The 12,944-nt window shown below is 70.5% G+C and carries 12 protein-coding genes; 6 read left to right on the top strand and 6 right to left on the bottom strand.

Annotation, left to right across the window (positions count from 1 at the left end):
- Nucleotides 1-591: M23 family metallopeptidase (locus tag QM582_RS07585; RefSeq protein ID WP_415083187.1), on the top strand; the 591-nt coding region annotated here is incomplete at its 5' end.
- A 126-nt stretch (nucleotides 592-717) separates the two neighbouring features.
- On the opposite strand, the gene pcrA is transcribed toward QM582_RS07585, so the two are convergent.
- From pcrA to QM582_RS07570, 3 genes are all read right to left on the bottom strand, one after another.
- Nucleotides 718-3,141: a DNA helicase PcrA gene (gene pcrA, locus QM582_RS07580; protein WP_415083186.1), complete on the bottom strand. Its 2,424-nt coding sequence runs from the start codon at nucleotides 3,139-3,141 to the stop codon at nucleotides 718-720.
- A 258-nt stretch (nucleotides 3,142-3,399) separates the two neighbouring features.
- The gene (locus QM582_RS07575) at nucleotides 3,400-4,065 is read right to left on the bottom strand and encodes a response regulator (protein ID WP_415083185.1); all 666 of its coding nucleotides are present in this window, start codon (nucleotides 4,063-4,065) and stop codon (nucleotides 3,400-3,402) included.
- Nucleotides 4,062-5,321, bottom strand: a complete 1,260-nt coding sequence (locus QM582_RS07570) for a PspC domain-containing protein (RefSeq protein ID WP_415083183.1) — start codon at nucleotides 5,319-5,321, stop codon at nucleotides 4,062-4,064. The genes QM582_RS07575 and QM582_RS07570 overlap by 4 nt, the downstream gene beginning before the upstream one ends.
- Nucleotides 5,322-5,476: 155 nt before the next feature.
- On the opposite strand from QM582_RS07570, the gene QM582_RS07565 reads away from it, so the two are divergent.
- The 5 genes from QM582_RS07565 (at nucleotide 5,477) to QM582_RS07545 (ending at nucleotide 9,596) form a co-directional block, all read left to right on the top strand.
- The gene (locus QM582_RS07565; protein ID WP_415083181.1) at nucleotides 5,477-6,724 is read left to right on the top strand and encodes a PspC domain-containing protein; all 1,248 of its coding nucleotides are present in this window, start codon (nucleotides 5,477-5,479) and stop codon (nucleotides 6,722-6,724) included.
- Nucleotides 6,724-6,912 (top strand): hypothetical protein, encoded by a 189-nt coding sequence (locus QM582_RS07560; protein ID WP_415083179.1) that lies wholly within the window; start codon nucleotides 6,724-6,726, stop codon nucleotides 6,910-6,912. Before QM582_RS07565 ends, QM582_RS07560 begins: the two co-directional genes overlap by 1 nt.
- Nucleotides 6,909-7,193, top strand: a complete 285-nt coding sequence (locus QM582_RS07555) for a PspC domain-containing protein (protein ID WP_415083178.1) — start codon at nucleotides 6,909-6,911, stop codon at nucleotides 7,191-7,193. The genes QM582_RS07560 and QM582_RS07555 overlap by 4 nt, the downstream gene beginning before the upstream one ends.
- Before the next feature lie 200 nt (nucleotides 7,194-7,393).
- Complete coding sequence (locus QM582_RS07550) at nucleotides 7,394-8,617, top strand: NupC/NupG family nucleoside CNT transporter (RefSeq protein ID WP_415083176.1); 1,224 nt, start codon at nucleotides 7,394-7,396, stop codon at nucleotides 8,615-8,617.
- Between the two features lie 19 nt (nucleotides 8,618-8,636).
- Complete coding sequence (locus QM582_RS07545) at nucleotides 8,637-9,596, top strand: nucleoside hydrolase (protein ID WP_415083174.1); 960 nt, start codon at nucleotides 8,637-8,639, stop codon at nucleotides 9,594-9,596.
- 13 nt (nucleotides 9,597-9,609) lie between these two features.
- On the opposite strand, the gene QM582_RS07540 is transcribed toward QM582_RS07545, so the two are convergent.
- From QM582_RS07540 to QM582_RS07530, 3 genes are read right to left on the bottom strand one after another with little or no spacing between them, the layout of a single operon-like run.
- Nucleotides 9,610-10,218: a hypothetical protein gene (locus QM582_RS07540; protein ID WP_415083173.1), complete on the bottom strand. Its 609-nt coding sequence runs from the start codon at nucleotides 10,216-10,218 to the stop codon at nucleotides 9,610-9,612.
- 23 nt (nucleotides 10,219-10,241) lie between these two features.
- Nucleotides 10,242-11,831, bottom strand: coding sequence for an FAD-binding oxidoreductase (locus QM582_RS07535; protein ID WP_415083172.1), 1,590 nt, complete (start codon nucleotides 11,829-11,831; stop codon nucleotides 10,242-10,244).
- Nucleotides 11,832-11,849: 18 nt separating this feature from the next.
- Nucleotides 11,850-12,800: a ribokinase gene (locus tag QM582_RS07530; RefSeq protein WP_415083171.1), complete on the bottom strand. Its 951-nt coding sequence runs from the start codon at nucleotides 12,798-12,800 to the stop codon at nucleotides 11,850-11,852.
- Between the last annotated feature and the right edge of the window lie 144 nt (nucleotides 12,801-12,944).

The raw sequence follows: 12,944 nt of genomic DNA, 5'->3' as shown, positions 1-12,944 counted from the left end.
GACGCGGGCGGCCGGGCGCAGGCCCCGCAGGCGCTGGCCCAGGCCCGCAGCGCGTCCCTCGCCGAGACCGCGCAGGCGCTGGCCGACCACCGCGAGTCGGACGCCCTGAACTCCCGCTCCGACGCCCTGGACGCCGCCGCCGCGAAGATCAGCGAGCAGTCCAAGCTGCTCACCGACCGGTCCAGCTTCCTGATCCCGACCGCCGGCGAGTTCGGCTCCGGCTTCGGCATGCGGCTGCACCCGATCCTGCACTACTACCGGATGCACAACGGGCAGGACATCGGCGGCGCCTGCGGCCAGCCGATCTGGGCCGCCCAGGACGGCAAGGTCACCAAGGTCGTCCCCGAGGGCTACAACGGCGGCTCCGGTCACAACGTGCGGATCGACGGCGGCAAGGTCAAGGGCGCCAAGCTGGAGACCGCCTACCTGCACATGGACAGCATCGTGGTGAAGGTCGGACAGAAGGTGCACAAGGGCCAGCTGATCGGCACCGTGGGCAACACCGGCATCTCCACCGCCTGCCACCTGCACTTCTCCGTCTACAAGAACGGCAAGGGCGTCGACCCGGTCCCGTACCTGAAGAAGAAGTAACCCCTACCGCCGGTCGAGACCCGACCCCACCGTCGGTCGAGCTTGTCGAGACCCCGGACCACCGTCGGTCGAGCTTGTCGAGACCCAGTTTCGACAAGCTCAATCGACGATGAACTCAATCAACCCTCAGAGCTTCTCCATCGGAGCGTGCTTCAGGCTGAGCCGCTTCACCCCGTGACTGCCGAAGTCAACATCCGCCTTCGCCATGTCGCCGCGGCCGCTGACCGCGACCACCGTGCCCATCCCGAAGTGCGTGTGCAGCACCCGGTCGCCCGGATCGACGCTCGGCACCGCCTTGGGCAGGGACGGTTTCGATCCGTAGCCGACGGTGTTGCGCCAGGCCTGCTCGGTGCGTGCCTTGGCCCGGGACGCGAACCCGACCTGGGCGGTGCCCAACCGGCGCCAGTCGAACAGATGCTGCGGGATCTCCTCGGTGAACCGGCTGGGCGGGTTGTACTGCGGCGTCCCCCACATGGTGCGCACCACCGCGCGGGTCAGGTACAGCCGCTGCCGGGCGCGGGTGATGCCCACGTAGGCGAGCCGGCGTTCCTCCTGCAGCTCGTCGGCATTCTCCAGGGTGCGCTGGTGCGGGAAGATGCCGTCCTCGAAGCCGGTCAGGAAGACCACCGGGAACTCCAGGCCCTTCGCAGTATGCAACGTCATCAGAGTCACCACCCCGGTACCCTCGCCGTCGGCGTCCGGGATCTGGTCGGAGTCGGCGACCAGCGCGATCCGCTCCAGGAAGGCCGGCAGCGAGTCGTCCGGTTCCGGTGCGGCGGCGGCCAGCTCGCCCCCCTCCGGCGGCAGGTCGATGGTGTGCGCGGCCGAGACGAACTCCTGCGCCACCGAGACCAGTTCGATCAGGTTCTCCAACCGCGTCGCGTCCTGCGGATCCTCGGAGTTCTTCAGTTCGTCGATGTAGCCGGACTTCTCCAGGATCGAAGTGAGGATGGTGTCGGCGGCCGCGCCGTCGTCCATCATCGCCCGGTGCTCGCCGAGCATGGTGGCGAAGCCCTGGATCTGGTTCAGCGAGCGGGTGGCCAGCCCCGGCGCCTCGGACGCCCGCGCCAGCGCCGCGCCGAACGGGATTCGCTCGGACGCCGCCAGCACCTCGATCGCGGCCTCGGCCCGCTCGCCGATGCCGCGCCGCGGCGTGTTCAGGATGCGCCGCACCGACACGTCGTCGGCCGGGTTGGCGATGGCTCGCAGGTAGGCGATCGCGTCGCGGATCTCGCGCCGCTCGTAGAACCGGACGCCGCCGACCACCCGGTACGGCATGCCGACCCGGATGAACACCTCCTCGAAGGCCCGGGACTGGGCGTTGGTGCGGTAGAACACCGCCACGTCCCCGGGCTTGGCGGCGCCGGCGTCGGTCAGGGCGTCGATCTCGTCGGCGACGTACTGGGCCTCGTCGTGCTCGGTGTCGGCGACCCAGCCGACGATCCGCTCGCCGTCGCCGGCGTCCGACCAGAGCCGCTTCTCCGGACGCCCCGGGTTGCGGGTGATCACCGCGTTGGCGGCGTTCAGGATGGTCTGGGTGGAGCGGTAGTTCTGCTCCAGCACGATCGTGGTGGCACCCGGGAAGTCGGCCTCGAAGGCCAGGATGTTGCGGATCGTGGCGCCCCGGAAGGCGTAGATGGACTGGTCGGAGTCGCCGACCACCATCAGCTCCGGCGGCTCCACCGCGGCGATCTCGTCGGGCACCGGCAGGTCGGCGCAGAGCTCGCGGACCAGCGCGTACTGGGCATGGTTGGTGTCCTGGTACTCGTCGACCAGGACGTGCCGGAAGCGTCGCCGGTACTGCTCGCGCAGATCGGGGAAGGCCTGCAGCAGATGCACCGTGGTCATGATCAGGTCATCGAAGTCGAGGGCGTTCGCCCTGGTCAGCCGGCGCTGGTACTCCCGGTAGGCGTCGGCGTAGATCTTCTCGTTGGCGGTCTCGGCCTTCGCGGCGGCGGTCTCGTGATCGACCAGCTCGTTCTTGCAGTTCGACACCCAGTTCATCACCGCCCGGACCGGGAAACGCTTCGGATCGACCTCGGCGTCGCGCAGCACCAGGGTCATCAGCCGCTTGGCGTCGGTGTCGTCGTAGATCGAGAAGGTGCGGCTGATCCCGAAGCGGTGGATGTCGGCGCGCAGGATACGCACGCAGGCGGAGTGGAAGGTGGAGACCCACATCAGCTTGGCCCGGTTGCCGACCATGTCGACCACCCGGTGCCGCATCTCGGCGGCCGCCTTGTTGGTGAAGGTGATCGCCAGGATCGAGCCGGGATGGACGTTCCGGAAGCTGACCAGGTGCGCGATCCGGCGGGTCAGCACCCGGGTCTTGCCCGACCCGGCACCGGCCACCACCAGCACCGGTGAGCCGGCGTGCAGCACCGCCTCGCGCTGCGGCGGATTGAGGTCGGACAGCAGTTCGTCCTCGCTGATCCGGCGGCGCCGCGGACGTCCCTCGCCGCCGGCCTCAGCACCAGCCCCGGACGCCGCGGCAGGCGCCGGGCCGGGCTCGGCGGAGAAGTTGAACAGGTCCGGAAACAGGGTGTCGGTCATCGCGTCCCCAACCTTAAGCGCTGGGGCGGACACTTCATTGGCGACCCCACGGTCACGCCAAGGGGTTCTCGATCCGGACGCCATGCAGCACGGCACCGTCGTTCAGATCCTCGGTGAGCAGTCGGGAACAGCCGGCGCGCTCGGGGCAAGCCCGGGATGACGAACGGCCGCACGGGATGACCAACATCCACCCGAGACAACGGCACCCACCACCCACCCCGTCATCCCGGGATCTCATCACGAACCGTCCGAGCCGGCTCAGACCAGGCGGCGGTCGGTGGCCCAACGGGTCAGCTGATGCCGGTTCGACAGCTGCAGCTTGCGCAGCACGCTGGAGACGTGGGTCTCCACGGTCTTGATCGAGATGAACAGCTCGCGGGCGATCTCCTTGTACGCGTAGCCGCGGGCGATCAGCCGCATCACCTCGCGCTCCCGCTGGGAGAGCCGGTCCAGTTCCTCGTCCACGCTGGCGATGTCGATCGAGCCGGAGAAGGCGTCCAGCACGAAGCCGGCCAGCCGCGGGGAGAACACCGCGTCGCCCTCGGCGACCCGTCCGACGGCGTCGACGAGTTCGTCGGCGGAGATCGACTTGGTGACGTAGCCGCGGGCGCCGGCCCGGATCACCCCGATCACGTCCTCGGCCGCATCGGAGACGCTGAGCGCCAGGAACCTGATCTCCGGCTCGGTGGCGTGCACCTGTTTGATCACCTCGACGCCGCCACCGCCGGGCAGGTGCACGTCGAGCAGCACCACGTCCGGCTGCGCCTTCAGCACCGCGGCGACCGCGGTCGGGACGTCCTCGCCCTCCCCGACGATCTGCACCCGGGAGCCGATGTCGTGCTTGACGCCGCTGCGGAACATGGCGTGGTCGTCGACGATCACCACCCGCCGGGCGGCCTGCGGGGTGGGTTGCTGCTCGGTCATCGCTTCATCTCCAGTCGTACCTCGGTGCCCTCGTCGGGGGCACTTCGAATCGTCGCATTGCCTCCGGCACGCCGCAATCGCTGCACGATCGAGCCGCGCACCCCCATCCTGTCCTCCGGGATCTCGTCCAGCACGAAGCCCCGGCCACGGTCCCGGACGAACACCTCGACGGCACCGTCGTCCACCTCGGCGTAGACGTCCACCTGGCTGACCCCGGCATGCTTGGCGGCGTTCACCATGGCCTCCCGGGCCGCCTGGACGAGCGCCTTCAGATCGGCGTCCAACGGCCGGTCGCCGACCACCACGATCTCCACCTCGACCCGGTGATCGTCCTCGACCTCGGCGGCCGCGGCCACCAGTGCCGCCTTGACCGTCGCCTCGTCGCTGGTCTCGCCGTACAGCCAGCTGCGCAGTTCGCGCTCCTGCCGCCGGGCCAGCGAGGTGACCGCCTTGGGGTCGGACGCCTGGCGCTGGATCAGCGCCAGGGTCTGCAGCACCGAGTCGTGCAGGTGGGCCGCCATGTCGGCGCGGGCGTCGGCCAGCATCTTCTCCTCGCGCGCGACGGCGAGCGAGCGGCGCACCCGGATGATCCACGGCGCCGCGGCCAGCAGCAGGGTGACCACCACCAGACCCAGCACGACCATCGTCCGCGCCGTCTCGGACAGCTCCGGCAGCGTCACCACCACCAGGCCGATCGCGATGCCCAGGCTGACCAGGCCGAGCACGATCCGGACGATCCGCGACCAGTGCGCCGTCAGCGGCGCGAACCAGCGCCGCAAGCCGGTCTGCCGGCGGATCGACCGGTTCGAGATGTGATCGGCCTGCCACCAGATCAGCATCAGCCCGGCGGTGCCGGCCAGCGCCGGCCACAACACCCGGGACGGCAGCCCGACCCCGGTGGACTGGACGAACCACAGCAGCCCGGCTCCGAGCAGCGCCACCGCCGACATGGCGCCCAGGTCGGCCGGCACCCGCGACGGCGCCTCGACGGTGTTCATCCCGCGACGCCGGGTCGCCTCCAGTCCCGGTGCCCGCGGGGCCTCCGCGGCCAGCGGCAGCGCCAGCCACAGCACCAGGTACACCACGACGCCGATGCCCATGCTGGCGGTCAGCAGCACGAAGCCGATCCGCAGCACCAGCACCGGCCAGCCCAGGTGGGCGGCCAGGCCGCTGCACACGCCGGCCAGCCAGGCGCTCTGCAGCCGCCGGTCGGCGCGATGCGGCGTCGCCGGCGATGGTTGCATGGAAACGGTCATCGAGTGGTCGTCGGGGTTGGCAGGGGCCGACCCCCCTAGCCTCACACGCCGCACCGGGGCCCGGAAGCCTTCCGGACCACCCCGGCCGGGCTTTGGGGGTCTGCTCAGGGACGATCCCCGATGGTTCGGCCACAGCCTCCGGACAGAGTGGAGGCATGGAACTCACACCGCTGCGCCGGGCGTCCTCGGGCGCCGTGCTCGGCGGCGTGTGCGCCGGACTAGCCCGCCGCTGGCAGGTCGATCCGACCGTGCTGCGCATCGCGATGGTGTTGCTGGCGCTGCTCGGCGGCCTCGGCATCGCGTTCTACGTGGGCGCGCTGCTGTTGGTCCCCCGGGACGGCCAGGGCAACGACTTCCCGCTGTACCGGATCTTCCCGTTCACCCGGTCCTGGTCGCCGGCGGCCGCGATCGGCGCCGTGGTCGGCCTCGGTGTACTGATCACCGTGACCGTCGGCTCCTGGCTGCCGTTCGGCCTGGCCCCCGTGGTCGGGCTCGGTTTCCTGTGGTACTTCGGCTTCCATCGCCGCCGGCACCCCAGCCGTCCGGACGCCACCGCCTCCGGCACCCCGGCACCGGACGCCGGCCCCGCCGCGGTTCCGGCTCCCCCGGCGGAACCGCAGACCGACTTCGAGCGGGCCGCGGCGGCGTGGCGGGAGCGGGTCGCCCAGGAACGGCCGATCGACACCGACGCTCCGACGGATCTGCCCCCGACCGCGCAGTACCCCGCCCAGCAGTTCGCCGAGTACCGCCCGACCCCGCCGCCGGTGCCGGCCGTCCCCAACTGGACGCCGCCCGTCCCCCGCGCGCGCCGGAACCGGCCGAAGTGGCTGTGGCCGCTGGTGCTCTGCCTGGTCGGCGGCGGACTGGCCACTCTGGCGGTGCTGTCGGTGGTGTTCGGCATCGCCGTCCCGGCGCTGGCCTACCCGGCCACCGTGCTCGGCGCGTTGGGCCTGGGGCTGCTGGTGGCCGCCTTCGCCGGACGCCCGCGCGGGCTGCTGCCGTTGAGCATCGTCGCGGCGGTGGTCACCCTGGCGATGCTGGTGCCGTTCCCGCGGCCCGGCAAGGTGGGCGACGAGGCGGTCAGCTACACCACGATGGCGCAGTTGCCCAGCACCGAACAGAATCACGGCGCCGGCGATGTGAACATCGATCTGGGCGGCCTGACCGTCACGGAGACCCGGCAGTTCCAGTACTCGAACGGCGCCGGGACCCTGCGGTTGAAGCTGCCGGCGTCCGGCAACGTGGTGGTCGAGTGGTCGGTCGCCGCCGGCGACTACACCGGCCCGGACGGCACCCGCGACGGCGTCGACCTCAAGGGCAGCTACCGGCGGATCACCGACCCGGCGGCGCCGGTGCTCACCGTGGTGCTGCACGCCGGCGTCGGAGAGTTGACGGTGACGTGATGAGACGCATCGATGTCGCCGCCCTGAACGTGGGCCTGGTCTGCACCGGACTGGCCGTGCTCGCCCTGTATGCCGCCTTCGGCACCGTGGACTGGAAGCTCGTCTCCGTCCTCGCCCCGCTCGGCCTGGTCCTGATCGGCCTGGCCGGCCTCCTGCTTTCCCGAAATTCGACGAAAGGAACCCGATGAACGGAAAGACCTTGACCCGCTCGACCACCGACAAATTCCTCGGCGGCGTCTGCGGCGGACTGGCCCGCTACCTCAACCTGGACTCCGGCCTGGTGCGCATCGTCACGGTGCTGCTGGCCATCTTCACCCAGGTGGGCTGGATCGCCTACCTGGTGCTGTGGGCCGTGCTGCCCACCGAGGGTGGCGGCCCGACCGGCTTCGACGAGGCCAAGAACGCGTTCGGCCAGGGCTCGCCGCGGCCGTCCGATCGTCCCGACCAGAATCCCGACGACCTGCGCTGAACCTGATCCCGAGGGGCCCCGACGCCGACGCGTCCGGGCCCCTCGGCGCTCCCTGCGACGCAAGGGCCAAAAACTGCGCCGCCGTGTCGAGCCGATGACAATTTCTCGCGTTTTCGCCAATCCGGCTACGAAATCCCTTGCCAGCGGGCACCACGCGACCATATGGTCACGAGACGTCCGTACGGCTAGGAGGCTTGGGAATGGAACGGCTGCAGGGCTTGTTGGGGGTCGTCCTGATCCTCGGGATCATGGTGCTGATTTCGAAGCACCGCAGCCGGATCAACTGGCGGATCATCGGCTCCGGCCTGGCGCTGCAGGCCGTCACCGGCTTCCTGGTGATCAAATGGGAGCCGGGCGCGAAGGCCCTGGAGGCGTTCTCCAACGGCGTCACCCACATCATCGACTACACCAAGGTCGGCACCGAGTTCGTCTTCGGGCCGCTGATCGACACCGAGAAGATCGGCTTCGTCTTCGCCCTGCAGGTGCTGCCGGTGATCATCTTCTTCGGCACCCTGGTCGGCCTGCTCTACTACCTGCGCGTGCTGCAGTGGTTCGTCGAGATCGTCGGCACCGCGCTGAAGTGGGTGCTGGGCACATCCAAGATCGAATCGGTCTGGGCCGCCACCGTGGTGGTGCTCGGCATGAGCGAGGCCCCGCTGGTGATCCAGCCGTACCTCAAGCGGCTGACCAAGTCGGAGTTCTTCGTCTGCATGGTCGGCGGCCTGGCCTCGGTCGCCGGCACCGTGCTGGTCGGCTACTCGCTGCTCGGCGCGCCGATGCCCTACCTGCTGGCCGCCGCCGTGATGAACGCGCCGGGTTCGCTGCTGATCGCCAAGGGCATCTGGCCCGAGACGGAGAAGTCCGATCTGGACGCGTCGGTGCGCGACGTCCGCGACACCGAGTCGGTGAACATCATCGACTCGCTGGCCCGCGGCGCCCTGACCGGCGGTCACCTGGCCGTCATCGTCGGCTGCCTGCTGATCGCCTTCCTGGCGGTGATCGCCCTGCTCAACGGCGCACTGGGCGGCATCGGCGGCTGGTTCGGGATGCCCACCCTGTCCTTCGACATGGTCTTCGGCTGGATCTTCGCGCCGGTCGCCTGGCTGATCGGCGTGCCCTGGAACGAGGCGGCCATCGCCGGCAACTTCATCGGCCAGAAGACGGTGCTCAACGAGTTCGTCGCCTTCTCCAACCTCGGCCCGATGGTGCAGGCCGGCAGCCTCGACCCGAAGACCACGCTGATCACCACCTTCGCGCTGTGCGGCTTCGCCAACTTCGGCTCGATCGCCATCCTGGTCGGGTCGCTGGGCAGCCTGGTGCCGGAGCGCCGCCACGAGGTGGCCAAGTACGGCCTGCTGGCCCTGCTGGCCGCCACCATGACCAACCTGCTCAACGCCGCCATCGTCGGTGTCGTCGGCAGCTGAACCGAAAGGACCCATCCGCATGTCACCCCGTCCCGTCTACTTCGACTGCGACACCGGAATCGACGACGCCCTCGCCCTGGTGTACCTGATGGCCTCGCCGGAGATCACGCTGGCCGGCATCGGCACCGTGAGCGGCAACATCGACGCCAAGCAGGCGGCGGTCAACACCCTCGATCTGCTGGCCATGGGCGGCAAGGACGACGTCCCGGTCGCGGTCGGCGCGATGGACCCGCTGACCAGCCCGTTCAGCGGCGGCGTCCCGCACATCCACGGACACAACGGGGTCGGCGACATCGAATTGCCGCACACCGACCGCAAGCCCGAAGCCGAATCGGCGGCCGACATGCTGGTCCGGCTGGCGCATCAGCATCCCGGCGAACTGGACGTGATCGCGATCGGCCCGCTGACCAACCTGGCCCTGGCGTTGGCGCAGGATCCGTCCATCGCCGAGTTGGTGCACGAGGTGATCATCATGGGTGGCGCGGCGCTGGTGCCCGGCAACCTGAGCCCGTCCGCCGAAGCCAACATCTACAACGATCCGGAAGCCGCCCAGGCCGTCATGCAGGCGCCCTGGCAGGTGGTGCTGGTGCCGCTCGACGTCACCCTGGAGAACGCCTTCGAGGAGTCCGACCGGGAGGCCCTGGCGGCGTCCGACTCGGCGCTGAACCAGGCCCTGGCCGACATCCTCAACCTGTACTTCGACTTCTACGTGGACGAGTACGGACGCCGGATGTGCGCCCTGCACGACCCGTTGGCCGCGGCGATCGCGGTCGGTCAGATCACCGCCACCCGGGCGCCGAACGTGCCGGTGGTCGTCGACGACACCCAGGGCCCGGGACGCGGCCAGACCATCTGCGACCTGCGCAAGCAGCGCACCGGGCCCCGCGACGTCGAGGGCGCCCACGTCCGCGTGGTGCTGGACACCGACCAGCCGCTCGCCCCCGTGCTGCGGGAGCGCCTGCTCGGCTACACCGGCTGAGAGGTCCGCCCGCTCAGAGGTCCTTGGCCAGGTCGCCGTCGACGGCCTGGAAGCCCAGCTGGCGCAGGTAGTCGGTGTGCCCGGGTGTCGGGTTGCGCACCACGACCCGGGTGAAGCCGGCGTCCCGGAGCAGCTTCACGCCCGGGCCGGTATACAGCCAGGCCGCGATCCGGGAGTCCCGGTAGGCGGCCATCACGTAGTCGATGGTGAGCCGCAGCACCGCGCCGTCGCGGCGCCCGGCCAGCACACCGGCGGGCAGGCCGTCGCGCATCAGCAGCAGCACGACGTCCTCGTCGGACAGCGCGACGAAGCCCGGCCAGCCGCGCCGGATGTCGTCGGCGTGGGCCCGCAGGAAGTCCTGAAGGAACGGTGCGTCGGCCTCGATCGGGACGGCGCCGATGGCGCGCTGCGGACCGAGTTCGCGGCGCAGGAACCAGATGTTGACGCCGGCCACCGCGGCGTTGGTGACGATGATCGGAACCGACGGCAGCATCGCGCCGTAGACCACGAAGATCAGCCCACCGGTCATCGACAGCAACCGCAGCCGCACCACCGACGTCATCGTCAACGAGAGCACGATCAACGCCGAGGCGACGTAGCCGATCACTTCCACCCAGTTCATCGCGGCATCGTAGCGACCCACGGTCATGCAAATCGCCGGTAGAAGCTGTTCATGAACAGCAGATCCGGGTCGTGGCGGCGCTTCAGCGCGAAGAATTCCTCGACCCGCGGGTAGGCCCGGGTCAGGTCGTCGCGGGTGTAGTGCTGCTGGTAGGGCAGGTAGAAGGTGCCGCCCTGCGCCAGGGCCCGGTCGATCAGCATCCGGGTGAGTTCGGCCATGTCGCGGTTGCCGGCGGCGGAGACGTCCTGGCTCAGGTAGAGCACCACCGAGTAGCGGTCCCCCTGGGCGTAGTCGAGCAGCACCGGGCTGGCGTGTACGACCCGGACCGAGGCGTTCAGCAGCACCGCCTGGTGCTGGTTCAGCTCCGCGGCGGCGGAGCGCAGGAAAGGCACCAGGGCGTCCGGGGGCAGGAAGTACTCCTGCAAGATGTCGGTGTACTGCGGGATCCGGTTCCGCAGCAGGGCGAGGTCGTTGTACATCGCCTGGTTCCGGGAGACCAGGCAGGCCTCGGCCGCCCGCAGCGCCTCGTTGCGCGACTCGGTGCACTGCCGGACGTGCGGCAGCAGGTCGCGCTGCGCCGTCCACTTCAGCCACTGGCCGGGTCCGCGATGCCTGGCCAGGTTGAACAGCAGCCGGGCGGCGCCGGAATCCGGTTCGTGGCGCAGCGGCGGGATCGGCTCCGGCTCGGCGAGCCGGCGGTGGGTGTAGACCACCGCCTCCTCGAACAGCCCGGACGGCACCGTGGACAGGTGCGCGTACATCAGCCGCCGGTCCGGGTCGTCGAAGGCGGCCCCGAACACCCCTGGCAGGTCGGCGGTCGCGATCACCTGCTGCTCCAGCCGGTACGACTCGTCGGGCACCACGTCCAGCTCGGCCTCGAGGATCACCCCGAGCAGCCCGTAGCCGCCGATCACCGCGTGGAACAGCTCCGGGGAGCGGGTCCGGTCGAGGGTGTGCACGGTGCCGTCGGCGAGCATCACCCGCAGGCTGCGGACGGTGGACGCCAGGCTGCCGGTGCGGAAGTCGACGCCGTGCGCGTTGGCCGCGATGGTGCCGCCGACGCTCAGCACGTCGATGCTCGGCATGGCCCGGATCGACAGGCCGCGGGCGTGCACCGCTTCCAGCACCTGGCGCCACACCGCCCCGCCCCCGACCCGGACCGAGCCGGACGCCTGGTCGACGACGATGCGGTCCAGGGCGGTCAGGTCGATGATCAGGGCACCCGGCGCGGCGGCTTGGCCGCCCATGCTGTGCCGGGTGCCGGACAGCGAGACCTCCAGCCGGTGCTCGCGGGCGAAGCCGAGCGCGGTGCGCAACTCGTCCTCGGTGCCGGGACGGGCCACCCCGTACACCTCGGTGCGGTTCAGGCAGCTGGCGTCGTTGACGGTGCCGCGGCGCTGGACCAGCCAGGCCGGGAAGGCTGCGCCGGCGTCCACCATCGGCGGGTTCGGCTCGGCGGCGACTTGCCGGACCAGGCAGTCCTTGGGCCGCTGCGGCACGCCGCTGTACAGGTCGGCCATCGAGATGCCGTAGGAGACCAGGATCAGCACCACGAACACGGCCAGGCCGTGCCGGGCGCGGAACCGGAACGGACGCCGTCGCGCGGCTGCCACGGCAATCCCCCGGCCGGGTCAGGGTCGCCAGCTGGCCAGCTGCTCCGCGCTCGGATAGGAGTTCTGTGCGCCCTCGCCGGTGGCGGCGTAGGCGCCGACCCGGACGGCGAACGCCGCGGCGTCCTCGCGGCTGTCGCCGGCGGCGATCCGGAACGAGAACGCGGCCAGGAAGGCGTCACCGCAGCCGGTGGTGTCCACCGGCTTCACCTTCGGCGAGGCGATCGGCGCCGAGGCGGTGCCGGCGTCCAGGTCGATGATCCGGGCACCCTTCGCGCCCAGGGTGACCACGACCGTCCGGGGGCCGGAGGCGCCCAGCGCGGCGCCGGTCGCCTCGATCACCGACGTCCAGTCGCCCAGCGGGTCGAAGTCCGCCTGTCCGGTGAGGTCGGCCAGCTCGTGGTTGTTGACCAGCAGGATGTCGACCAGGTCGAGCAGGTCGGTGCCCACCTTCAGGTACGGGGAGATGTTCAGCACAACCTTGGCGCCGCGCTCGCGGGCCTTGCGGGCGGCGGCCTTGACCGCCTCCAGCGACACCTCCAGGCACAGCGTGAGCACCGAGGACGCGTCCGCGGTGGCGAAGAACTCATCGGCGGCGTTCACGTCGTCGGCACTCAGCCGCCCGTTGGCGCCCGGGCTGACGATGATGCAGTTCTCGCCGGCGGCGTCGACGGCGATCATCGCCGATCCGGTCGCCACCCCGCCGAGCACCCGCACCTGGCTGGTGTCGACGCCGGCGTCCTGCAGGCTGGACAGCAACATGGCGCCGTTGCCGTCCTCGCCGACACAACCGAGAATCGCCACGTCACCGCCGAGCTTGCCCACCGCGGCCGCCTGGTTGGCGCTCTTCCCGCCCGGAACGATGACCAGGTCGGAGCCCGCCACCGTCTCCCCCGGCCCCGGGATCCGGGCGGTGCGCACCACCAGATCCGCATTCAACGAACCGACCACCAGCACACGTCCGGACGACATCGCACTCCCCTTCGAGCTTCCTGTGAAGCACGAACCTAACCGACGGGTGGCAAGCGGGTCGAGAGCACCGCGCCGGCATCGGCGGCATCGGCGGCATCGGCGGCATCGGCGGCATCGGCGGCATCGGCGGCATCGGCGGCATCG

Origin of the sequence: Micropruina sp. (genome assembly GCF_047607385.1) — a bacterium.
GTDB lineage: Bacteria > Actinomycetota > Actinomycetes > Propionibacteriales > Propionibacteriaceae > Micropruina.
Note: the sequence above shows the minus strand (reverse complement) of the source record. Positions and strands in the feature narration are given on the sequence as shown.

Excerpts from the sequence above, each read along its gene's own strand:
- pcrA (WP_415083186.1), bottom strand. The coding sequence starts at position 3,141 with ATGACCGACACCCTGTTTCCGGACCTGTTCAACTTCTCCGCCGAGCCC.
- QM582_RS07575 (WP_415083185.1), bottom strand. The coding sequence starts at position 4,065 with ATGACCGAGCAGCAACCCACCCCGCAGGCCGCCCGGCGGGTGGTGATC.
- QM582_RS07570 (WP_415083183.1), bottom strand. The coding sequence starts at position 5,321 with ATGACCGTTTCCATGCAACCATCGCCGGCGACGCCGCATCGCGCCGAC.
- QM582_RS07565 (WP_415083181.1), top strand. The coding sequence starts at position 5,477 with ATGGAACTCACACCGCTGCGCCGGGCGTCCTCGGGCGCCGTGCTCGGC.
- QM582_RS07560 (WP_415083179.1), top strand. The coding sequence starts at position 6,724 with ATGAGACGCATCGATGTCGCCGCCCTGAACGTGGGCCTGGTCTGCACC.
- QM582_RS07555 (WP_415083178.1), top strand. The coding sequence starts at position 6,909 with ATGAACGGAAAGACCTTGACCCGCTCGACCACCGACAAATTCCTCGGC.
- QM582_RS07550 (WP_415083176.1), top strand. The coding sequence starts at position 7,394 with ATGGAACGGCTGCAGGGCTTGTTGGGGGTCGTCCTGATCCTCGGGATC.
- QM582_RS07545 (WP_415083174.1), top strand. The coding sequence starts at position 8,637 with ATGTCACCCCGTCCCGTCTACTTCGACTGCGACACCGGAATCGACGAC.
- QM582_RS07540 (WP_415083173.1), bottom strand. The coding sequence starts at position 10,218 with ATGAACTGGGTGGAAGTGATCGGCTACGTCGCCTCGGCGTTGATCGTG.
- QM582_RS07530 (WP_415083171.1), bottom strand. The coding sequence starts at position 12,800 with ATGTCGTCCGGACGTGTGCTGGTGGTCGGTTCGTTGAATGCGGATCTG.